The organism is Kitasatospora saccharophila, assembly GCF_039529925.1.
Taxonomy (GTDB): Bacteria; Actinomycetota; Actinomycetes; order Streptomycetales; family Streptomycetaceae; genus Kitasatospora; species Kitasatospora saccharophila.
Genome location: NZ_BAAANS010000001.1, coordinates 136,518 through 157,241, shown reverse-complemented (window position 1 = coordinate 157,241; position 20,724 = coordinate 136,518). Strand labels below are relative to the sequence as shown.

Genomic DNA, 20,724 nt, shown 5'->3' with positions numbered 1-20,724 from the left:
GCCGCTCCCCCCGGCGGCCTCCCGCGGCCCCTCAGGAACGCCCTGCGGGCTCCGCGGTCCCCGGGCGCTCCAGCGCGGTCACCGCGAGGGTGGCCAGCGCCGCCACCAGGAACGAGAACAGCGAGGCCGAGGACCACGCCTGCGGGGTGAAGTGCACCGCCCGCTGGACGCCCTCCCAGAACCCGGTCCACCAGCCGCCGATGTCGGACGGGGCGAGCAGCTGGTACACCGCGAAGCCCACCGCCCACGGCAGCAGCATCGACCAGCGCGCCGGGGCGTCCTGCCCCAGGTTCCAGCCGCGCCGGCCCGCGCCCAGGAAGTAGTCCGCCGCCAGCACCGCGAACAGCGGCACGAACACCGAGCCGATCAGGCCCAGGAACCCGTAGTACGAGTCGGTGAACTCCTTGATCTGCAGCGCCAGCACCGTCACCAGCACGCCGATCGCGCCGGTCAGCACCCGGCGGTCCACCCGCGGCCACAGGTTGTGGATCGACATCGCCGTCGAGTACACGTTCGCGAACGACTGGTCGGTCTCCCGCAGCACCAGCACCAGCAGGAACGCCCAGCCCGCCGCCACGCCGGTGAACGACTCGAAGATCCGGCTCTCGTCGCCGCCCGACTGCAGCAGCGCGACGATGCCCAGCACGTAGCACCACACCTGGGCCACCGTGTAGCCGGAGAAGGTCGCCCAGAACGCCTTCGCGGAACTGCGCGCGTGCCGGGTGTAGTCCGCGGCCAGCGGCACGAAGGACACCGACACCGCGATCACCGCGTCCGTCGCGTGCAGGAAGCCGTGCCAGTTGCCCGCGCCCGGGTCCGGGAAGCCCCGCCGGGCGAACTGCACCGTGAAGTACACCATCGCCACGCCCACGGCGACCGCCACGTACTTGCGCAGCACCGCGATCGCGCCCAGCGGCCAGATCGTCAGCACCGTGGTCAGCACGCCCGCCAGCAGCACGAACAGCCAGCGCCAGCCCGCGGTGCCGGACACGGTCTGCGCGCCCCAGGCCACCACGGTCAGCTCGTACACGCCCCAGCCGACGCACTGCACGATGTTCAGCACCGTCGGCAGGTACGACAGCCGGGTGCCGAACAGGCCGCGCAGCACCGCCATCGCCGGGGCGCCGGTCCGGGCGCCCACCAGGGCCGCCACCGCCAGCATCGCGGTGCCGATCGCGGTGCCCGCGACCACCGCCGTCACGGCGGCCGCGAAGCCCAGCTCCCCGCCCGGCTCGCCGAGCACCGTCGCGGCGCTGGTGAAGCCGATCAGGCTCACCCCGAGGTTGGCCCAGAGCGCGAACAGCGCCCGGAAGTCCAGGGTGCGCGGCGGGGCGGTGTCGAGGGTCAGCGGGGCCTCGGGACGCGCCCCGGGCGCGCCATCGGAAATTTGGGCAGACGGAACAGCCGTCATGGCCGATACTCCCTACGCCGGCATTACCCGGACAGGTTCCGGCGGTCAGCGCCCCCTCGGCCGTGGTGGCGTCACCGCCATGCCCTACGGTCGAACCGGCGCACTCTCAGCCTGGCTGGTCCAAGCTCCCGCGACGTTCTTCGGTTTACAGGAGCGACAGGCTAGCCTCCGGCCGGGGGAACGCCAAGACCGGGGGGCGGGGCGTCCGCATCGCGGGACTGCCGGCGCGCACGTCCTGGTGTGCATGTCAGGGCGGCCTAAGGCTTCTCATGATTTCTTCAGGGCCCCGCTTACGGTGTCCGAATCCGGCATAGGAAAAACTGTGCCCCGAGGTTGTGAAGCGTGATCCCGGCGCCGCGGTTCGCGGCCGAAGGTTCTGTTCAGCGATGGAGGTCGTCCGTGAGCACCGAGCACACGAGTGGTACCACCCAGCCGGAGAAGGCCACCGGGCCCACCGGCACCGAGGCGGTGGCCGCCGGCTCCGGTACGCCCGCCGCGCCCGCCGCCCCGGCCTACCTGGACGCGCCGCCGCCGGTGCTGCCCCAGGTCCCGGCTCCGGCCCCGGAGGCGCCCGCGGCCGACCAGACCATCCAGCTCGGCAAGGTGCCCGCCGCCCCCGCGACCGCCCCCGCCGCCCCGGTCCCGGCTCCGCTGGACACCCCGCCGCCGTTCCAGAACCCGTACGGCTCGGTCTCCGAGCCGGCCGGCCCGTTCGCCCGCCCGGACGAGGCCGCCGCCCCGGTCGCCGCCGCGCCCGCCCCGGCCGTGACCGAGACCGCGCTGCCGACCCTGCCCGCGCCCGTCCTCCAGGAGGGCCCGGCCGCCCCCGGCGACCCGAACGCCCCCCAGCACCCGCAGCACCCGTTCGGCGCCGGCCAGCCGGTCGGCGGCTGGGGCCACCCCACCGGCGGCGACCCCGCGGGCGGCGCCGGCAGCGGCGGCCCCGGCAGCCCCTGGGGCGCCCCGCAGCCCGGCGACGGCGGCCCCGGCAAGCGCAAGCGCGGCGGACTGGTCGCCCTGGTCGCGGCCGTCGCCCTGGTCGCCGGCCTGGTCGGCGGCGCGATCGGCGCCTCCGTCACCGACCACGACAAGAACGGCGGCAGCAGCAGCGCCGGCCACAGCAGCACCACCGTCTCGGTCGGCGACACCCACCAGAACCTCGACCGGGCCCCCGACTCGGTCGCCGGGATCGCCGCCAAGGCGCTGCCCTCCACCGTCACCATCAAGGCCGAGGGCTCCAGCGAGTCCGGCACCGGCACCGGTTTCGTCTTCGACACCGAGGGCCACATCCTGACCAACAACCACGTGGTCGCCCCCGCCGCCAACGGCGGCAAGCTCACCGTCAAGTTCTCCGACGGCTCCTCCTACGGCGCCTCGGTCGTCGGCCGCGCCCAGGGCTACGACGTCGCGGTCGTCCGCCTCGACAACCCGCCGACCGACAAGCTCACCCCGCTGCCGCTCGGCGACTCCGACAAGGTCGCCATCGGCGACGCCACCATCGCCATCGGCGCCCCCTACGGCCTGGAGGGCACCGTCACCACCGGCATCGTCTCCGCCAAGGACCGCCCGGTGGCCTCCGGCGACGAGACCGGCGCGCAGGCCTCCTACATGAACGCCCTGCAGACCGACGCCTCGATCAACCCGGGCAACTCCGGCGGCCCGCTGCTCGACGCCTCCGGCTCGGTGATCGGCATCAACTCCGCCATCCAGTCCAACACCAGCGGCAACGGCCGGGCCGGCTCCATCGGCCTCGGCTTCGCCATCCCGATCAACCAGGCCAAGTGGGTCGCCCAGACCCTGATCAAGGACGGCACCCCCGTCTACGCGATCCTCGGCGTCCTGCGCAACGACAACTACACCGGCGACGGCGCCCAGATCTCCACCACCGCCGTCCAGGGCACCCCCGCCGTCACCCCCGGCGGCCCCGCCGACCAGGCCGGCCTCAAGGCCGGCGACGTCATCACCAAGCTCGGCGGCATCGCCATCGACAGCGGCCCGACCCTGGTCAGCGAGATCTGGACGCACAAGCCCGGCGAGAAGGTCGAGGTCGAGTACAAGCGCGACGGCAAGGCCGCCAAGACCACCGTCACCCTCGGCGAACGCAAGGGCGACAACTGACCCCGCCCACCCCGCCCCGGAAACGGTGTGCACCCGGGCCGCTCCGACCCGTTAGGCTGACCCCCACCGAGGAGGGTTGCCCGAGCGGCCTAAGGGACCAGTCTTGAAAACTGTCGTGGCTTCGCGCCACCGTGGGTTCAAATCCCACACCCTCCGCGTGGGAACGGCCCCCGACCAGCAGCGATGCGGTCGGGGGCCGTCGCCGTTCCGGGGCGGGGCCGGCGGGCCGGGTGGGCCGGGTGGGTCAGGTGGGGAGGTGCTGGTGGGCCCGGGCGAGGGTGAGGGCGGCGAGGGTCATGGCGTCGTCGAGGCGGCCGGCGGTGATCCAGTGGGGGAGGTCGGGGAGGGGGAGCCAGTGGGACTCGGTGACCTCCTCGGGGGTGAGGGGGGTGCCGGGGGCGGTGGTGACGGCGGCGTGGACGACGGCGACGGGGTCGGCGAGCAGGCCGGAGTCGGGGGTGATGGTGCCGAGGAGGGTGAACTCGGCGTCGGGGACGCCGAGTTCTTCGTGCAGTTCGGTGCGCGCGGTGACCAGCGGGTCGGCGCCGTGCGAGAAGCCGCGCGGCAGGCCCCACTGGAGGCGGCCGACGGGGTAGCGGTAGGTGCGCACCAGCCCGACGGTCCCGTCCCGGACCGGCAGGACCACCACGCCGAGCCCCTCGCCGCGGTGCCGGATCCGCAGGTAGCGTCCGTCGGCGCCGTTCGGGAAGGTCACCTCGTCGTCGTAGACGTCGACGAAGCGGTTGCGGTAGGCGAGCACCTCGCGGGTGCGCCGGATGGCGTTCCCGTCCGCGCCGTCGTCGCTGTCCGTCATGGCGGTCAGCCTCTCACGTCGACGACCCGTCCCAGGGCGCACGCGGTCCGGCGGGTGGTGCGGCGTCCGGTGGCGGCCTGCTTGGTCCGGCCGTAGACCAGGCTGCCGACCGCGCCGGCGGCGGTCGCCGAGTAGCTGAGCAGGCCGGGCAGGTGCCACGCCTCGGTGGCGAGGGTGGGTCCGACGGCGCCCGCGGCGGTCAGGACCATCTCGACCAGGGAGCCGCCGCGGCCGGAGACGGTGACTCCGCTGCCGACGAGGGCGGCGACCCGGGCCAGGTGGGCGTCGAGCGCGGCGCGGGCGGCCCGCGGGTCCTCGGCGGCCCGCAGCGCGTCGACGCCCTGCCAGAACGGGGACTTGGCGCGGGGTTCGGCCCGGGCCTGCAGCAGGGCGGCGACCGCGTCGGTGGCGTTCGCGCGCAGGGCGGCCAGCCGGGTGCGGGCCCGGTCGTCGGTGAGCGCGGCGGCGGCGTCGACCTCGATCCTGAACAGCGGGGGCGTCCCGTCCGGGGCGGGTGCCGGGGGCAGCCAGGCGGCGGGGCGGGCCCGGGAGCGGTACTGGGCGAGGGCGAGTTCCTGGGCGACGGCGCGACCGGCCAGCCGGTGCTCGTCGGCGGCGAGGTCGGTGGAGAGGGTGGCGTCGGCGACGCCGATCGAGTCGACCACGATGACGTTGTAGAGGGTGTCGACGAACTCGACGAGCAGGGCGAGCGTCTCGGGGTCGTCGATGATCTGCGCGGGGCTGCGCCCGTCGGGGTCGCCGGGCCAGGGGAGCGGGAGGCGCAGCCGGCTGCGGTTGTCGAAGTGCTCAGGGTGGTCGGTGCCGAGGCGGCGGATCGCGGTGGCCAGGGTGGCGTGGACGTCCCGCTGGTGCTCGGGCAGTTGCGCGGCGGAGCGGCCCATCGGCGAGGACGGGTCGGCCGCGCCGACCACCAGTTCGCCCAGCCGGTACGTCCGGGCGGCGGGCCTGGCGGCGACCGGCGGCCAGTCGAACTCGTCGGCGATCAGCCGCAGCCCGGCGGCCCGTTCGTCGTCGAGCCACGGCGCCCGGCGCAGCCGCTCGAAGTCGGCGGCGTGCTCGCGGAGTTCGCCGGGGTCGAGGCCGTACGCGGCGGGGTCGTTGAGTTCGGGCAGCAGGCGGCTGAGGAACGGCTGCGCGGGGTCGGCGGTCCGGGCCCGGGCCAGGATCAGGTCCACGGCCTCCCGGTACGACCGGGCGCCGTGCAGGTGGACCCGGAACGGGTGGTGGTCGACGGCGGCGCCGGTCCTGGCCCGCAGGACGTCGGTGGCGACGCGCAGGAACGCGTACGAGTCGAAGGCGTACGACTGCGGCACGACGACGGTGCGGCCGAGCGCCAGCGTCATCAGCACCTCGGTGAACACCTGCAGGTGCGCCTCCTCGGCGTACTCGCCGTCCGGCTCCCCGGGCTCGGGCCGCAGGGTGCGGCAGGAGTCGAGCGACTCCAAGTACTGGTACCGGGCGGTGCCGTGCTGCGCCATGCGTGTCCCCCCTGGATGCCGGCCTGCGGGACGGGACGCTACCCGGAGCGGCGGAGGGTGGCCAGCCTCCGCCGGGGCCAGCTTCCGCCGGGGCCGGGCTCCACCGGAGCCGGACGGGCCGGGGTCAGAACAGGGTGGGCGGGGCCTCCGGACCGGGGAGGCCGGGGAGGGCGTCCTGCCAGAGGGTGGCTTCGCTGAGGGGGAGTTGGCGCATGCTGCCGGTGCACAGGGCGAGCGAGCGGCGGTCGCGCTTGTGGTCGTGGACGACGCCGTAGCCGGTGCGGCGGGTGGGCATGAGGGCGACCGGGCGGTCGCAGTCGGGGCACTGGATCCGTGGTGCGCGCATGGGCCCAGGGTGCCCGATCGGACCGACACCGCGGGAGGGGGCGGCGGGAGGGGCGGCGGGAGGTTGTCCGGACGGCGGAGGGGGAGGAGAGTGCCGGACGAGACGAGTGGAGGTTGTCGTGGGTGGGTTGGTCGAACGGCTGCGCGCGGGGCTGCCGGACGGGGCGGTCGCGGTCGATCCGGACGTGACGGCCGCGTACGCGCGGGACATGGCCGGGTTCTGCGCGGCGGGCGAGCCCGCGGTGCTGGTGTTCCCGGAGACGGTCGAGCAGGTGCAGTTCGTGCTGCGGACGGCGACCGAGCTGCGGGTGCCGGTGGTTCCGCAGGGCGCCCGGACGGGCCTGTCGGGCGGGGCGAACGCGGTGGACGGCTGCGTCCTGCTGTCGCTGACCCGGATGAACCGGATCCTGCGCCTCGACCCGGTCGACCGGATCGCCGTGGTGCAGCCGGGCGTGGTCAACGCCGAACTGTCCCGCGCCGCCGAGGCCCTGGGGCTGGCCTACCCGCCGGACCCGTCGAGCTGGGAGTCCTGCACCATCGGCGGCAACATCGGCACCGGCGCCGGCGGCCTGTGCTGCGTGAAGTACGGCGTGACGGCCGAGTACGTGCTCGGCCTGGACGTGGTGCTGGCCGACGGGCGGCTGCTGCGGACGGGGCGGCGCACCGCGAAGGGCGTGGCCGGGTACGACCTGACCCGGCTGCTGGTCGGTTCGGAGGGCACGCTGGGCGTGGTCGTCGAGGCGGTGCTGGCGCTGCGGCCCGCACCGGGGCCGCAGTTGGTGCTGGCGGCGGAGTTCGACTCGGTGGACGCCGCGGGGGCGGCGGTGTGCGAGGTGATGGCGGCGGGGCACACGCCCTCGCTGATGGAGCTGATGGACGCCACCACCGTCCGGGCGGTGAACGAGATGGCCCGGATGGGGCTGCCGGAGTCGACCCGGGCGCTGCTGCTGGTCGCCTTCGACGGCCCGGACCAGCGGGAGCGGCTGGCCGCGGTCGGCGAGCTGTGCACCGCGGCCGGGGCCACCGGGGTGGTGCCCGCCGAGGACCGGGCGGAGTCCGAACTGCTGCTGCAGGCACGGAGGTTGTCGCTGCCAGCACTGGAACGGCTGGGCACCACGATGATCGACGACGTGGCGGTGCCGCGCAGCGCGCTGGCCGCGATGCTGAGCGGCGTCGCGGAGATCGCCGACCGGCACCGGCTGACCATCGGCGTGGTCTCGCACGCGGGCGACGGCAACACCCACCCGGTGGTGATCTTCGACGCCAAGGACGAGGAGCAGACCGCCCGGGCCCGCAGTTCCTTCGACGAGATCATGGCGCTCGGCCTGGAGTTGGGCGGGACGGTGACCGGCGAGCACGGCATCGGCCTGCTGAAGCGCGAGTGGCTGGCCCGGGAGCTCGGCCCGGTCGGGCTGGAGCTGCAGCGGCAGATCAAGGCGGCGTTCGACCCGCTGGGCATCCTCAACCCCGGGAAGGTGCTCTGACGGGGGCCGGCGGGGCGGCGGCCGCACCGCCCCGGACCGGCGGAGGTATTTCCCGACCATCACAAGATGATGGTCGGGAAATTCGCGCGCAATTTACCTGATCATCATGATCCGGCATCCGCATGATAGGAGAAATCCGGCCGGGTGGCTTGAAATATCGACTTGGCGCGGTCATTCGACCCGAAAGGGGCGTGGGCCGACCGTTCGTGCGCCCCGGGGCTCGCGCGACTCGCCGGAAACCGGTGGCCGCGCCCCCGCCCGGACGGGGCACCGGGCGCCGCCGTTCGGGCCAAGTCGCAGCTGGTGAGCGGTGTGTCTGCCGACGAACCGATCGTCCCGGGATTATGCGCCCTTGCCCCCGCGTCACGCTAATGGGGGAAAAGACTCAGCGGTGCTGGTGCTTTGTCGATTTGTTGCGGAAGTCTGTTCCTCGGCGTCGCAGCCCCCGGAGCCCCGTCTGGCCACGGACTCCGGAAACGACTTTCCATCTCGCAATGACCGGTAAGTACCAACGGAGGGAATCCCATGGCGCGCTTCCGCACCACACGTCTGGCCGCGCTGGTCGCGTCCGTCCCGCTCGCCGCCGGCCTGCTGGTGGCCGGAGCGGGTGCCGCGGCGGCCGACAACGGTGCGGCTGCCGACCACGGCTCGAACAGCGGCGCGGTCTCGGACTTCGGCAGCGGCAACATCTTCGGGTCGGTCGACGGCAACTACAACTCCACCCAGCAGACGGCCACCGGCGCCGGTGCGTCGAACCAGAACAACACCCTCGGGGTGAAGGGCAACTCGGGCGTCGTCTACGCGGACCAGTCCAACAAGAACTTCAACTTCGTCTTCGCGCCGGTCTACTCGTACTGACCTCCCGGCGGGAGGTGCGGACGGACCGGCGGGGGCGCCGGACCGGACGGAGCACGGACCGCCGGAGCGCCCGGGAACGGAAAGGGTCACCGCCTCGAGGCACACGACGAACGACGATCAGCACCCCTCGGGGGCGCGGTGCCGCTACGGCGGCCGCCGCGCCCCCGAGGCGCTTCCCGGTCCGTAGCGGAGCCGGAGCGGAGCAGGAGCGGAACCGGAACCGGAACGGAGCCGGAGCGGAGTCCGGCCCCCGCCGGGGCTCAGCGGCGCGCGGTGAGCGTCGCCCCCACGCTGGCGACGACCACGCAGCAGATGCCGAGCACCTGCGGCAGGCCCAGCACCTGGCCGAGCACCAGCAACCCGACCAGGGCGCTGACCGCCGGGTCCAGGCTGACGACCACGCTGAACACCCGCTGCGTCATCCGGCGCAGCGCGGTCATCTCCAGCGCGTACGGCAGCACCGGGAAGAGCAGGGCGACGCCCGCGACGGCGAGCAGCAGCAGGACGGGGGAGGAGGAGCCGGACAGGCCGTGCACCGCCGCGGCGGCGCCGAACGGGGCGAGCACGACGGTGCCGATGGTGAACGAGACCGCCAGGCCCTCGAAGCCCTGGAAGGCCGCGCCGACCTTGTCGGTGAACAGGATGTAGCCCGCGTAGCAGGCGGCCGCGCCGAACGCGCAGGCCAGGCCGACCGGGTCGAGGCCGCCGGAGCCGCCACCGCCGAGCAGGGTGAGCAGGGCGACCCCGGCGGCGGCCAGCACCGCCCACAGCACGTGCCCGGCGCGGCGGGCGAAGACCAGGGCGACGGCCAGCGGGCCGAGGAACTCGATGGTGGCGGCGGTGCCCATCGGCAGCCGGTCGACGGCCGCCGCGAACAGCAGCGTCATCCCGGCGGAGGCGACGCCCAGCAGCCCGGCCAGCGCCAGGTCGCGGGGGCTGCGGCCGCGCAGCCGGGGCCGGGTGACGGCGAGCAGCACGACGGCGGCGAAGGAGATCCGCAGGAAGGTCGCGCCCGCCACGCCCAGCACGCCGAACAGCGGCTTGGACGCCGCCACGCCGAGCTGCACCGCCAGCATCGACACCAGGCACAGCACCGGTGCCGGAACGCTCCCCAGTCGTCGCCGCATGCCGCGTTCGGCCGGGCGGGTTCGACCGGATCCGGTATCGACCTTCGAAATGGAGGGGGCGATCGGGATTTCGCTTGTTCTTTCAACGGTGAGGGGTGCGCCTGACATGGGATCGAGTCTGGCGTAAGGAGCACAAATGGTCAAAGCCGGTTACCGGCAGGGTGCGGCACGGAGCCGCCCGGGTGACCCGGCGGCACCGGCGGCGTGTCCTGCCGGACGACCCGGCGCCGCGTCGGTAGTCCTGGAGGGATGCGCTACCTCGGCCCGGCGGCCCTGACGGCCGCGTCCCTCGTCCTGCTGCTCGCCACCGACCAGGACGCCGTCGGAATGCTGGCGGCCGGCCCGTCGGCCACCCCCGCCCGGGCCGAAGCCCGCCCCGCGCCCCCGGCCGCAGCACGGCAGCAGGGGCAGGGGCAGCAGCAGCTCACCCCCGAGCTCACCGCCCAGCGGCTGCCCGCCGTGGCCCACCAGGCCGCCCCGCTGACGGCCGCCGGGACGGCCGCCGGGACGGCCGCCCGGACGGCCCCCGGAGCCGCGACCGGGGTCGTGACCGGAGCCGCGACCGGGACGGCGACCGAGACCGCCGCCGAGCCGCCACCCGTCCGACTGAGCCGTACGGTGCTGTCCGATCCGCTGCGTTCGCGCCGCTCCCCGCTGCCCGTGGAGGTGTTCACCGGCGCCGGGTTCGACGCCTGCACGGCGCCCCCGCTGGAGACCATGCGCGCCTGGTGGGGCACCTCCCCGTACGGGGCGGTCGGGATCTACACCAGCGGACGGCAGCGGGCCTGCACCCAGCCCCGGCTGACCGCGGCCTGGGTGCGGGAGGTCCGGGCGATGGGCTGGCGGGTGGTGCCGACCCACGTCGGTCGGCAGGCCCCGTGCATGACGGCGGCCGGGAAGGCGCAGCGGATCGACCCGGCGAAGGCGGTGCAGCAGGGCAAGGAGGAGGCCGCCGAGGCGGTGCGCGCGGTGAAGGACCTCGGCCTGCGCACCGGCACCCCCGTCTACCTGGACGTCGAGGCGTACCCGCGCGGCGACTCGGCGTGCAGCCAGGCGGTGATGGACTTCACCGTCGGCTGGACGCAGGCGCTGCACCGGGCGGGCTACCGCTCCGGCTTCTACTCCTCCACCGACGCGGGCGTGGCCGACCTGGCCGCCGCCGCCCGGGCCGGCAGCGCGCCGCTGCCGGACGCGGTCTGGTACGCCCGCTGGGACGACCGGGCCACCACCACCGACGGCGCGGGCCGGCTCGGCGACGACCTGTGGGCCGACCACGCCCGGATCCACCAGCACCACGGCAACGCCCAGGAGACGTACGGCGGCGCCGCGCTGACCATCGACCGCGACCAGCTGGACGGTCCGGTCGCCCGCTGAGCGACCGGCGCGGCCACGGCCCGAGGTCGGCGGGGTCGCCGGGGGAGCGGACGGACGGGTGGTCCTCCGCCGTTCGAAGCGGTCGGCCCGGTGGGGCCGCCGACCGGGGTTCCGCCACGCCCCGGACTCGGGCGTGCACGTCCCGCGACCTGGGCGGGAGCCGTCGGTCTCATCTCGGTTGCGACTACTGACAGCGGGGGAGGAGCGGGGAAACAATCGAAAGCATCGGTTGCTACCTGCCGGTAGCAACGTGCCGGCCGGTCAAGGAGGACCCGTGTACAGCACGATGCAGGACGTTCCGCTCACAGTCGCCCGAATTCTGCAGCACGGGTCCACCATCCACGGCCGGTCGACCGTCACCACCTGGACCGAGGACGGCCCGGTGGTGCGCACCTTCGCCGAGGTCGGGGCCCGCGCCGCCCAGCTCGCGCACGCGCTGCACGAGCAGCTCGGGGTGGTCGACGGCGAGCCGGTCGGCACCCTGATGTGGAACAACACCGAGCACCAGGAGGCGTACCTGGCGATACCGTCGATGGGCGCCGTCCTGCACACCCTGAACCTGCGGCTGCCCGCCCACCAGCTGGTCTACATCGTCCAGCACGCCGCGGACCGGGTGGTGATCGTCAACGGCTCGGTGCTGCCGCTGCTGGCCGCCGTGCTGCCGCAGCTGGCCGGCACGGTCGAGCACGTGGTGGTGTCCGGCGGGTACGACCCGGCGCTGCTGGCCGGGTTCGGCGGCACGGTGCACGACTACGAGGACCTGCTCGCGGGCCGGCCGACCGACTACCCGTGGCAGACCGACATCGACGAGAAGCAGGCCGCCGCGCTCTGCTACACCTCCGGCACCACCGGCGACCCCAAGGGCGTGGTCTACAGCCACCGCTCGATCTACCTGCACTCGATGCAGATCATCGCCGCCTCCAGCTTCGGCCTGACCGCCCGCGACACCGTGCTGCCGGTCGTGCCGATGTTCCACGTGAACGCCTGGGGCATTCCGCACGCGGCGTTCATGACCGGCGCGAGCCTGCTGATGCCGGACCGCTTCCTGCAGCCCGAGCCGCTCGCCACGATGATCGACCGGGTCAAGCCGACCTTCGGCGCCGCCGTCCCGACCATCTGGACCGGCCTGCTGGACGAGCTGGACGCGGGCGACTACGACACCTCGACCCTGGAGACCGTCGTCATCGGCGGCTCGGCCTGTCCGCCCGCGCTGATGAAGGCGTTCGAGGAGCGGCACGGCATCCGGGTCATCCACGCCTGGGGCATGACCGAGACCTCCCCGCTGGGCACCGTCGCCCACCCGCCGGCCGGCGTCACCGGCGAGGAGGAGTGGGCCTACCGGGTCACCCAGGGCGTCTTCCCGTCCTCCGTGCAGGCCCGGCTGATCGGCCCCGGCGGCGAGGCGGTGCCGCACGACGGCGTCGCCGAGGGCGAGCTGGAGGTGCGCGGCCCGTGGATCGCCGGGGCGTACTTCGGCGGCGCGGGCCACGAGGCCGACGCGCCCGAGGACAAGTTCAGCCCGGACGGCTGGCTGCGCACCGGCGACGTCGGCACCATCACCGCCGACGGCTACCTGACGCTCACCGACCGCGCCAAGGACGTGATCAAGTCCGGCGGCGAGTGGATCAGCTCGGTCGCCCTGGAGAACCACCTGATGGCCCACCCCGAGGTCGCCGAGGCCGCCGTGGTGGCCGTCCCGGACGAGAAGTGGGGCGAGCGCCCGCTGGCCACCGTGGTGCTGCGCCCCGGCGCCACGGCCGGACTCCCCGAGCTGCGGGCCTTCCTGGCCGAGCGGGTCGCCTCCTGGCAGCTGCCGGAGCGCTGGTCGGTGATCGAGTCGGTGCCGAAGACCTCGGTCGGCAAGTTCGACAAGAAGGTGATCCGCGCGGACTACGCGGCCGACCGCCTCGCCGTGACGCTGCTCGGCAAGGGCGAGCAGCGTGGCCAGGGCGAGCAGGGCGAGCAGGGCGGCCGGGCCGAGCAGGGCTGAGCCGGGACTCCTGACGGCCTTCCCCGGGAGGTTCCCGGAAGCCGGTTCGGAATACCCCAGGGGGGTATAAAGTTCCCTGCGACCGGGAGAACCCGCCGGACCGGACGAGGAGGGCCGTCATGGAGCACAGCGCGCACCCCGGGCACGAGCACCCCGGGCACGAGCACGCCGGACACCCCGGGCACGAGCAGCACACGGGCCACGGAGGCCACGCGCACCACGGCCCCGGCGCCGGCGGCAGCAGCTGGCGCACCGCCGCGCAGGCGACGCTGCACTGCCTCACCGGCTGCGCCATCGGCGAGGTGCTCGGCCAGGTGATCGGCGTCGGCCTCGGCCTGCACAACGGCGCGACCGTGGTGCTGTCGATCGCGCTCGCCTTCGTGTTCGGCTATGCGCTGACCATGCGCGGCGTGCTGCGGGCCGGCCTGTCCTTCCGGGCCGCGCTGAAGGTCGCGCTGGCCGCCGACACCGTGTCGATCGTGGTCATGGAGCTGATCGACAACGGCGTCATGGTGGCCGTGCCGGGAGCGATGGACGCGGGCCTGGGCCAACTCCTGTTCTGGGCGTCGCTGGCCGGTTCCCTGGTGCTGGCCTTCCTGGTCACCGTCCCGGTCAACCGCTGGCTGATCGGCCGGGGCCGGGGCCACGCGGTGGTCCACGCCTACCACTGACCCCGTCGCCGCCGGGCGCTGAGGCCACCGGTGGCCTCAGCGCCCGGCGGCGACGGTGTTGCCGGTGACCGACCCGTCGGTGCCGTCCACCGTCACCAGGTGGCGCACGCCGTCCGCGCCGAGCACCTCCACCGACCAGGAGCTCCCGCCGCCCTCGCGGCCGACCACCGCGAGGGCGGCGGCCTTGCCGTCCGGAACGGCCGCGAGGGCCTTGGCCAGGGCCTGGTCGGCGGGGACGGCGGGCAGCGCGGCGGGCGCGAGCTTCCCGCTGTCCCCGGGGCCGGCGTCCTGTCCGACGGAGACGCCGGGCGGCAGCGCCCCGTCGCCGGGGACGACCTTGACCGAGCCGTCCTCACCGCGGATCACCAGCTTGCCGACCCCGTCCGGCAGTTCGGGGACGCCCGGGGCGCGGACCGGGCCCCACCCCGCGTGGGCGCGGTCGAAGACGGGCACCGACCGGTCGTGGTGGCGCTCCAGCGCGGCACCCGCGCCGACGGCCACCGCGCCCAGCACCACCACCACGGCGGCGCCCAGCAGCCAGCGGGCCCCGCGCCGCCGGGGCAGCAGTCGCCGCGGGCGCGGGGACGCGGGCGCGGCCGTCCCGGGCTCCGGCGGCGCGAGCTTGGTCAGGTCGGTCGGTTCGGAACCGGAGGCGGAAGCGGCGGCGGGCGCGGAAGCGGCGGCGGGAGCCGGAGCGGTAACGGACTCGGACGCGGGCTCGGACGCGGACCCGGCCCCGGGCTCGGGCGACTGCGGTGCGGACATCTGGGTGGACCCCCTCGTGGGAAAGCGGCCGGGGAACGGTCCCGTCCGGCCGGGCGCCCAGCATGCAGCCGCCCGCCTGAAGCCAGGCTGAAGCCGCCCCACCGCTCGGGCCGGACGCCTGCGACGCTGTCTGCCATGCGCGTACTGGTGGTGGAGGACGAACGGCGGCTCGCCGCCACGCTGCAGCGCGGGCTGCGGGCCGAGGGCTTCGCCGTCGACCTCGCCCACGACGGCGAGGAGGGGCTGTGGCTGGCCACCGAGCACGACTACGACGTGATCGTGCTCGACATCATGCTGCCCCGGCTGAACGGCTACCGGGTCTGCTCCCGGCTGCGCGCGGCCGGTGACGAGACGCCGATCCTGATGCTCACCGCCAAGGACGGCGAACTCGACGAGGCCGAGGCGCTGGACACCGGCGCCGACGACTTCCTCTCCAAGCCGTTCTCGTACGTGGTGCTGGTCGCCCGGCTGCGCGCGCTGGTCCGCCGCACCGGGCGCCGACTGCCGCAGACCCTGGAGTTCGGTGACCTGTCGATCGACCCGGCCCGCCGGACCTGCACCCGGGCGGGTACCGAAGTACGGCTGACCACACGGGAGTTCGCGGTGCTGGAGTGTCTGGCCCGGGCGTCCGGCGGGGTGGTGTCCAAGCGGGAGATCCTGGAGAGCGTCTGGGACTCCGCCTTCGACGGCGACCCCAACATCGTCGAGGTGCACATCAGCGCCCTGCGCCGGAAGATCGACGCCCCGTTCGGCCGCAGCGCGGTCGGGACGGTCCGCGGGGCCGGCTACCGGCTGGCGGTGGACGGTGGCTGACCACGACGAGGAGCGGGTTCACCCGCGCCGCCGCCCGCCCCGCGCCGCGCGCCGCCCGCACCGCGCCCTGCGCCGCCTGCTGCCGCGCTCGGTGCGGGCCCGGGCCACCTTCGCCGCCACCGCCGTGGTGGCCCTCGCCCTGAGCGGCACCGCGGTGGCCCTGCTCGGCGTGCTGCAGGCCAACCTGTCCCGGGACGTCCAGCAGTCCGCCGTCCGGCAGGCCGACAAGGTGGCCGCGCTGGCCGAGCGCGAGCACCTGCCGCCGGTCATCGCGGGCCCCGGCGGCACGATCGTCCGGGTGGTCGACTCCGACGGGAAGCTGGTCTCCACCACCCCCGACCTGGCGGTTTCCTACGGCGTCGTCCTCCCCCGGCCGCAGGCCCCGGAACCGCCCCAACCGCCGGGCGGTCCGCTCTCGTACCGGCAGACCTTCGAACCGGACGGCCGGGCGTACGTCGGCGCGTTGGTGCGGGACCCGGAGCAGCGGGTGGTCTCGGTGACCGTCAACGGCCCGGACGGGGAGCTCACCATCTACTCGGCCGCGCCCACCGGCACGGTGGACGCGGCCGGGCGCACCGCCGCCGCCGCGCTCGCCGTCGCCCTGCCGCTGCTGGTGGCGCTGGTGGCCCTGGTGACCTGGCGGGTGACCGGTCGGGCGCTGCGCCCGGTGGAGGCGATCCGCTCCGAGGTCGCCGAGATCACCGGCCACGACCTGCACCGCCGGGTGCCCGTGCCGCGCACCGCCGACGAGGTCTCCCGGCTGGCCGTCACCGTCAACGCCACCCTGGACCGGCTGGAGGACGCCGGGCAGCGCCAGCGCCGCTTCATCGCCGACGCCTCGCACGAACTGCGCAGCCCGATCGCCGTGCTGCGCACCCAGTTGGAGGTCGCGCTGGCCCACCCCGACCCGGAGTCGTGGCCCGAACTGCTCGCCGACGCCCTGCAGGACACCGTCCGCCTGCAGGACCTCGCCGCCGATCTCCTGCTGCTCGCCCGGCTGGACGCCGCCGACCCGGTCGCCACCGAACTCCTGGACCTGGACGTGCTGTTCGCCGACGTGCTGGACGCCCGCCCGGCCGACCGGGTCCCGGTCCGGGCCGAACTCGCCGACGGGGTCCGGGTGCTGGGCAACCGCACCTGGCTGACCCGGCTGCTCACCAACCTGGTGGACAACGCCCAGCGCTACGCGGAGGGCCGGGTGGAGGTCCGCCTCGCCGTCGAGGACGGCGCGGCGGTGCTGGAGGTGCGCGACGACGGCCCGGGCATCCCGGAGCCGGACCGGGAGCGGGTGTTCGAGCGCTTCACCCGGCTCGACGACGCCCGCAGCCGCGAACTCGGCGGCGCCGGGCTGGGGTTGGCCATCGCCCGGGACCTGGTCGAGCACCACGGCGGCACCCTGTGCGCCGCCGGGCAGCCGGACGGCGCCGAACTCCCCTGCGGCGCCCGCCTGGTGGCCCGCCTCCCACTGGCCGGGCCACTCTCACGGGCGAGTTGACGGAAGGTCAGAACGAGGCGCCGCTGCCCGCCGCCACGACCTGGCCCAACGCGCCGATCCGGGCCAGGAGTTCGACGATCCGGCCCTGCACGTCCTCGGTGGTGGAGCGCTCGGCGAGGAACAGCACGTTCTCGCCGGTGCGCAGTCCGGCCCGGGCCTGCGGATCCAGGTCGGCCGAGGTGTAGACGACCAGCGGGGTGCGGTGCAGGCGGTCGTTGGCGCGCAGCCAGTCGAGCAGCCCGAGGTCGCGGCGCTCGATCCGCTGCAGGTCCAGCACCACCAGGTTCGGCTGGATGCTGCTGGCCCGGGCCACCGCCTCGTTCTCGTCGGCGGCGTGCTCGACGTGCATGCCGCGCCGCTCCAGGCTGGCCACCAGCGCCGCCGCGACCTCCGGGTCGGACTCCACCAGCAGCACCCGGGCCGCGTGGTTCTCGCCGTCCCGGGGCGCGAGCGCCCGCAGCAGCACCGCCGGGTCGGCGCCGTACGCGGCGTCCCGGGTGGCCTGGCCGAGGCCGGCCGCCAGCAGCACCGGCACCCGTCCGGCCAGCGCGGCGGTGCGCAGCGACTGCAGCGCGGTGCGGGTGATCGGCCCGGTCAGCGGGTCGACGAACAGCGCGGCGGGGGTCTGCGGCACCTGCGCGTCGACCTCCTCGCGGGAGGCGACGACGACCGGGCTGAAGCCGCGGGCCTCCAGCGCGCCCCGGGTGGACGGGTCGGGCTCGGGCCACACCAGCAGCGGGCGCGGGCCGTCCGGCGCCTGCCCGCGGGCCGGGGCGAGTTCGGCGACCGGCCGGGGCGGGGTGCGCCCCTCGACCGGGGCGCCGCCGGGCAGCGCGAGGGCCGCCCCGGGGCCGCCCTCGCCCGGCGCGCCCTGCGGGGCCTGCCCGTTCAGGCGCTGCCCGTTCAGCAGCGTCGGGTCGACCGCGGACGGGGTGCTCCCGCCCGCGGGCAGTGCGTTCGCGGCGGGCGCCTGGCCGGGGGTCGGAGCGCCGGGGGTCGGAGCGCCGGGCACCGGGGTGCCGGGGAACGCGGCCGGGAAGGCGGCCTGGAAGCCGCCCAGCGGGCGCGGTGGCAGCAGTTCGCCCAGTCCGCTGCCGACCGGCTGCGGGCGGTCCTCCCCGGCGGCGGGGTCGGCGGCGGGCAGCGCCGGCGCGGCGGGCCGGGCGACCTCCAGCGCGGCGGACTGCGCCGCCCCGGCGGGCGGTTCGGTGGGCGGTGCGGGGTCGGCGGCGGGGACGGGCGGCAGGACCGCCGTGACCTCCTCGGCGCTCTCCGCCAGGTCGGCGGGCAGCGCGAGCCGCCGCCGGCGCCCGGTGGGCTGGGCGGTCGGGGTGACCGGCTCCGGCGTCGAGACCGCCAGCGAGTTCTCCAGGCCGGGGTAGACCGGCGTCCCGGGGTCGGGCACGCCGGGGATGTGCAGCGCCCCGGAGCTGTCGCCGGACGCGCCCTGCGCGGCGGCCCGGCGGGCCCGCCGGCCGGAGCGGGGGCCGCCCTCGGCGCCCTCGGCCTGGTCGGCGGCGGCACCGGCGGCGGCGACGCCGCCGCCGGAGGTGTCGACCGGGCCCGGGCCGAGCGCGATCGGCCCGCGCGGGGCCTGCTCGGGCCGCGGCGCCTCCGGGGCGTCGGCGGTCCGGGCCCGGCGCCGGCCGGAGCCCTGGGTGTCGTCGGCGCGCGCCTCGGCGGCCTGCCCCGCCGGGTCCGCCGCCGGGGCGTCGTCGGCGGGCCGCGGTTCGACCGGGGCGGCCTGTCCCGGCAGGTCCGGGATCATCGCGGTGTCGGAGTCCTTCGGGACGTGCTGCTGCTTGTCCGGCCCGCCGGACGCGTCGCCGTCGGGGTCGAGCGGCAGTTCCACCACGTAGGTGGCGCCGGCCCCGGCGGGCAGGTCGTGGCGCTGCAGCACGCCGCCGTGCCGCTCGACCGCGGCGCGGGCGATCGGCAGGTGGACGCTGCTGGAGCTGCGGGCGGGGCCGCGCACCTCGACCCGGGCCACGTCGCCGCGCCGGGCGGCGGCCAGCACCACCATCGGGGGCTGCTCGCCGGCCGGCGCGGGCCCGGCGAACGGCACCCCGGCGGGGGCGGCCTCGCCCTCGGCCCGGGCGGGCTCGGGGACGGGCGTGACGCCGCTGACGTCGGCGACCAGGTGGGCGAGCGCCCGGGCGAGCCGCTCGCGGTCGGCGAGCACCTTCACGGCGGCGGCGTGCACCGAGTAGCGGACCCGGCCGGGCCCGACCAGTTCCCCGGCGCGGTCGACGGCGAGCTGCACGACCTCGTCCAGGCCGATCCGCTCGCGTTCCAGGGACGCCTTGCCGCGGTCGGCGGCGTCCTCGAAGCGCTGGTGCTCCAGCACGCCGTCGATCAGCTTCCCGAACCGGCGGCACTCGTCGGCGAGCCGGCGCAGCGTCCAGTTGGCCTCGGGCCACAGCTGGCCGGCCGGGTCGGCGGCGAGCGCGTCGATCCGGCCGTGCAGGGCGGTGAGCGCCCCGCCGAGTTCGGACTCCAGGACGGCGGTGAGGTGCTCGTTGCGGGCGGCGAGGGCGAGTTCGTGGGTGCGGTCGGTGAAGGTCATCACCGCGCCGACCAGCTGTTCGCCGTCCCGGACCGGGGCGGTGGTCAGGTCGACGGTGACCGGGCGGCCGTCCTTGCGCCACAGCACGGTGTTGCGGATCCGGTGCTTGCGGCCGGAGTGCAGGGTGTCCACCAGTGCGGAGCTCTCGGCGGCCAGCGGGCTGCCGTCGGGCTGCGAGTGCTGGATCAGCGGGTGCAGCTCGCGGCCGCCGAGTTCGCTGGCCCGGAAGTCCAGGATGTGCGCGGCGGCCGGGTTGACCAGCACCACGCGGCCCTCCAGGTCGACGCCGAGGACACCCTCGGCGGCGGCCCGCAGGATCATCTCGGTCTGCTTGTGCTGGCGGCGGAGTTCGGACTCCACGCCGAGCCGGTCCGACATGTCGCGGACCAGGAGCAGCAGCAGGTCCCGGTCGTTGGTGCTGAAGGACAGGAAGCCGTGCGCCTCCCCGCCGCCCTCGTCGGTGAAGTCGTTGCCGGACACCTCGACGGTGAAGGCGGTGCCGTCGGTGCGGCGGGCGGTCATTCGGACCGGTCGGTCAAGGCTCTCGGTCTCGCTCGCGGGGGGCCGCATTGAACCCGGGATCCGACTGGGGTCGAACTCCGGCAGCAGGTCCAGCACGCCCATGCCGACCAACGAGGTGCCGGGTGCCTGCAGGCTCTCCACGGCGGCCTTGTTGACGTCGACCACGGTGCCGTTGCTGTTCACCAGCAGCAGCGGTTCGGGCAGTGCATCGAGTATCGCGGCGAGGCGAGCAGCGCCTCGGGTCGGCCTGCTGCTCACGTCGACAGGTCTCCTCACGGCTTCGGGCCGCCGCTGCGACGGGCGGCTCTGGCTCTCCTCGGAGAGGGAAGTATCTCATTCTTCTTTGCGCCGTGGACGACCCGGCCAGTATCGTTGTGGTGGTTGGTGCCGGGGCCGTTGGCTGTGGCATCATCGCAGTCGCACGGAACGCAGCCGGAGTGCCGGTCGCGGTCCGGGTGTTGGAGGCGTCGCCTAGTCCGGTCTATGGCGCCGCACTGCTAATGCGGTTTGGGTTTTACCGCCCATCGAGGGTTCAAATCCCTCCGCCTCCGCTCACCGGGAGCCCCGTCGGTCACTGACCGGCGGGGCTCCTGCGTTGTCCGGGGCCGGGGCGGTCGCCGGACGTTCGGCCGAATGTTCACCCGGGCTTCCCCCGGCGGTGCCCTTGACGGGGCCGGACGGGGCCGGTGGCAATCGATTTCGCCCCAGGTCGACGGTCATGTAATGTTGTCCCCGCACCGCCCAGGAGGCCAGTCCGCCGGGGCGAGCGCTCATAGCTCAACGGATAGAGCACTTGACTACGGATCAAGAGGTTGCAGGTTCGAATCCTGCTGAGCGCACCAAACTCCGCTCGCGGTTCCGCAAGGGGCCGT

15 protein-coding genes and 3 tRNA genes are annotated in these 20,724 nt (G+C 75.1%); 11 read left to right on the top strand and 7 right to left on the bottom strand.

The window, feature by feature from the left end:
* Positions 1-31: 31 nt before the first annotated feature.
* Positions 32-1,411 carry a purine-cytosine permease family protein gene (locus tag ABD345_RS00810; RefSeq protein ID WP_344549674.1) on the bottom strand — a complete coding sequence of 460 codons (1,380 nt, stop codon included), beginning with the start codon at positions 1,409-1,411 and terminating at the stop codon, positions 32-34.
* A 399-nt stretch (positions 1,412-1,810) separates the two neighbouring features.
* Between ABD345_RS00810 and ABD345_RS00805 the strand changes: the two genes are divergently transcribed.
* Entirely contained in the window at positions 1,811-3,529 is a 1,719-nt protein-coding gene (locus tag ABD345_RS00805; RefSeq protein WP_344549673.1) for a S1C family serine protease, read from the top strand.
* A gap of 70 nt (positions 3,530-3,599) precedes the next feature.
* Positions 3,600-3,685 (top strand) — tRNA-Ser (locus tag ABD345_RS00800).
* A gap of 88 nt (positions 3,686-3,773) precedes the next feature.
* Here the strand turns inward: ABD345_RS00800 and ABD345_RS00795 are convergent.
* The 3 genes from ABD345_RS00795 to ABD345_RS00785 form a co-directional block, all read right to left on the bottom strand.
* On the bottom strand, positions 3,774-4,343 hold the full coding sequence (locus tag ABD345_RS00795; protein ID WP_344549672.1) for an NUDIX hydrolase: 570 nt from the start codon (positions 4,341-4,343) through the stop codon (positions 3,774-3,776).
* A gap of 5 nt (positions 4,344-4,348) precedes the next feature.
* Positions 4,349-5,842: a hypothetical protein gene (locus ABD345_RS00790; protein ID WP_344549671.1), complete on the bottom strand. Its 1,494-nt coding sequence runs from the start codon at positions 5,840-5,842 to the stop codon at positions 4,349-4,351.
* A gap of 124 nt (positions 5,843-5,966) precedes the next feature.
* Positions 5,967-6,188 (bottom strand): hypothetical protein, encoded by a 222-nt coding sequence (locus ABD345_RS00785; RefSeq protein ID WP_344549670.1) that lies wholly within the window; start codon positions 6,186-6,188, stop codon positions 5,967-5,969.
* A 118-nt stretch (positions 6,189-6,306) separates the two neighbouring features.
* Here ABD345_RS00785 and ABD345_RS00780 point away from each other — a divergent pair, with 118 nt between their 5' ends.
* Together ABD345_RS00780 and ABD345_RS00775 are read left to right on the top strand one after the other, a co-directional pair.
* Complete coding sequence (locus ABD345_RS00780; RefSeq protein ID WP_344549669.1) at positions 6,307-7,671, top strand: FAD-binding oxidoreductase; 1,365 nt, start codon at positions 6,307-6,309, stop codon at positions 7,669-7,671.
* 525 nt (positions 7,672-8,196) lie between these two features.
* Positions 8,197-8,529, top strand: coding sequence for a hypothetical protein (locus ABD345_RS00775; RefSeq protein WP_344549668.1), 333 nt, complete (start codon positions 8,197-8,199; stop codon positions 8,527-8,529).
* Between the two features lie 260 nt (positions 8,530-8,789).
* Here the strand turns inward: ABD345_RS00775 and ABD345_RS00770 are convergent, their stop codons facing one another.
* The gene (locus ABD345_RS00770) at positions 8,790-9,656 is read right to left on the bottom strand and encodes an EamA family transporter (RefSeq protein WP_344549667.1); all 867 of its coding nucleotides are present in this window, start codon (positions 9,654-9,656) and stop codon (positions 8,790-8,792) included.
* 249 nt (positions 9,657-9,905) lie between these two features.
* Here ABD345_RS00770 and ABD345_RS00765 point away from each other — a divergent pair, with 249 nt between their 5' ends.
* The 3 genes from ABD345_RS00765 (at position 9,906) to ABD345_RS00755 (ending at position 13,691) form a co-directional block, all read left to right on the top strand.
* Complete coding sequence (locus ABD345_RS00765; protein WP_344549666.1) at positions 9,906-11,030, top strand: DUF1906 domain-containing protein; 1,125 nt, start codon at positions 9,906-9,908, stop codon at positions 11,028-11,030.
* A gap of 274 nt (positions 11,031-11,304) precedes the next feature.
* On the top strand, positions 11,305-13,020 hold the full coding sequence (locus ABD345_RS00760; RefSeq protein WP_344549665.1) for a long-chain fatty acid--CoA ligase: 1,716 nt from the start codon (positions 11,305-11,307) through the stop codon (positions 13,018-13,020).
* A gap of 119 nt (positions 13,021-13,139) precedes the next feature.
* Positions 13,140-13,691: a DUF4396 domain-containing protein gene (locus ABD345_RS00755; RefSeq protein WP_344549664.1), complete on the top strand. Its 552-nt coding sequence runs from the start codon at positions 13,140-13,142 to the stop codon at positions 13,689-13,691.
* Positions 13,692-13,727: 36 nt separating this feature from the next.
* On the opposite strand, the gene ABD345_RS00750 is transcribed toward ABD345_RS00755, so the two are convergent.
* Positions 13,728-14,456 (bottom strand): PepSY domain-containing protein, encoded by a 729-nt coding sequence (locus tag ABD345_RS00750; protein WP_344549663.1) that lies wholly within the window; start codon positions 14,454-14,456, stop codon positions 13,728-13,730.
* A gap of 135 nt (positions 14,457-14,591) precedes the next feature.
* Between ABD345_RS00750 and ABD345_RS00745 the strand changes: the two genes are divergently transcribed.
* Positions 14,592-15,269, top strand: coding sequence for a response regulator transcription factor (locus ABD345_RS00745; RefSeq protein WP_344549662.1), 678 nt, complete (start codon positions 14,592-14,594; stop codon positions 15,267-15,269).
* Entirely contained in the window at positions 15,262-16,764 is a 1,503-nt protein-coding gene (locus tag ABD345_RS00740; protein WP_344549661.1) for a sensor histidine kinase, read from the top strand. The genes ABD345_RS00745 and ABD345_RS00740 overlap by 8 nt, the downstream gene beginning before the upstream one ends.
* A gap of 7 nt (positions 16,765-16,771) precedes the next feature.
* Here the strand turns inward: ABD345_RS00740 and ABD345_RS00735 are convergent, their stop codons facing one another.
* Entirely contained in the window at positions 16,772-20,110 is a 3,339-nt protein-coding gene (locus tag ABD345_RS00735; RefSeq protein ID WP_344549660.1) for a PAS domain-containing protein, read from the bottom strand.
* Positions 20,111-20,312: 202 nt separating this feature from the next.
* Here ABD345_RS00735 and ABD345_RS00730 point away from each other — a divergent pair.
* Together ABD345_RS00730 and ABD345_RS00725 are read left to right on the top strand one after the other, a co-directional pair.
* A tRNA-Ser gene (locus ABD345_RS00730) sits at positions 20,313-20,403 on the top strand.
* 215 nt (positions 20,404-20,618) lie between these two features.
* Positions 20,619-20,694, top strand: a tRNA-Arg gene (locus tag ABD345_RS00725).
* Positions 20,695-20,724: the final 30 nt, after the last annotated feature.

Coding starts and splice junctions, on each gene's coding strand:
- ABD345_RS00810 (WP_344549674.1), bottom strand. CDS start 1,411: ATGACGGCTGTTCCGTCTGCCCAAATTTCCGATGGCGCGCCCGGGGCG.
- ABD345_RS00795 (WP_344549672.1), bottom strand. CDS start 4,343: ATGACGGACAGCGACGACGGCGCGGACGGGAACGCCATCCGGCGCACC.
- ABD345_RS00790 (WP_344549671.1), bottom strand. CDS start 5,842: ATGGCGCAGCACGGCACCGCCCGGTACCAGTACTTGGAGTCGCTCGAC.
- ABD345_RS00785 (WP_344549670.1), bottom strand. CDS start 6,188: ATGCGCGCACCACGGATCCAGTGCCCCGACTGCGACCGCCCGGTCGCC.
- ABD345_RS00775 (WP_344549668.1), top strand. CDS start 8,197: ATGGCGCGCTTCCGCACCACACGTCTGGCCGCGCTGGTCGCGTCCGTC.
- ABD345_RS00770 (WP_344549667.1), bottom strand. CDS start 9,656: ATGCGGCGACGACTGGGGAGCGTTCCGGCACCGGTGCTGTGCCTGGTG.
- ABD345_RS00765 (WP_344549666.1), top strand. CDS start 9,906: ATGCGCTACCTCGGCCCGGCGGCCCTGACGGCCGCGTCCCTCGTCCTG.
- ABD345_RS00755 (WP_344549664.1), top strand. CDS start 13,140: ATGGAGCACAGCGCGCACCCCGGGCACGAGCACCCCGGGCACGAGCAC.
- ABD345_RS00750 (WP_344549663.1), bottom strand. CDS start 14,456: ATGTCCGCACCGCAGTCGCCCGAGCCCGGGGCCGGGTCCGCGTCCGAG.
- ABD345_RS00745 (WP_344549662.1), top strand. CDS start 14,592: ATGCGCGTACTGGTGGTGGAGGACGAACGGCGGCTCGCCGCCACGCTG.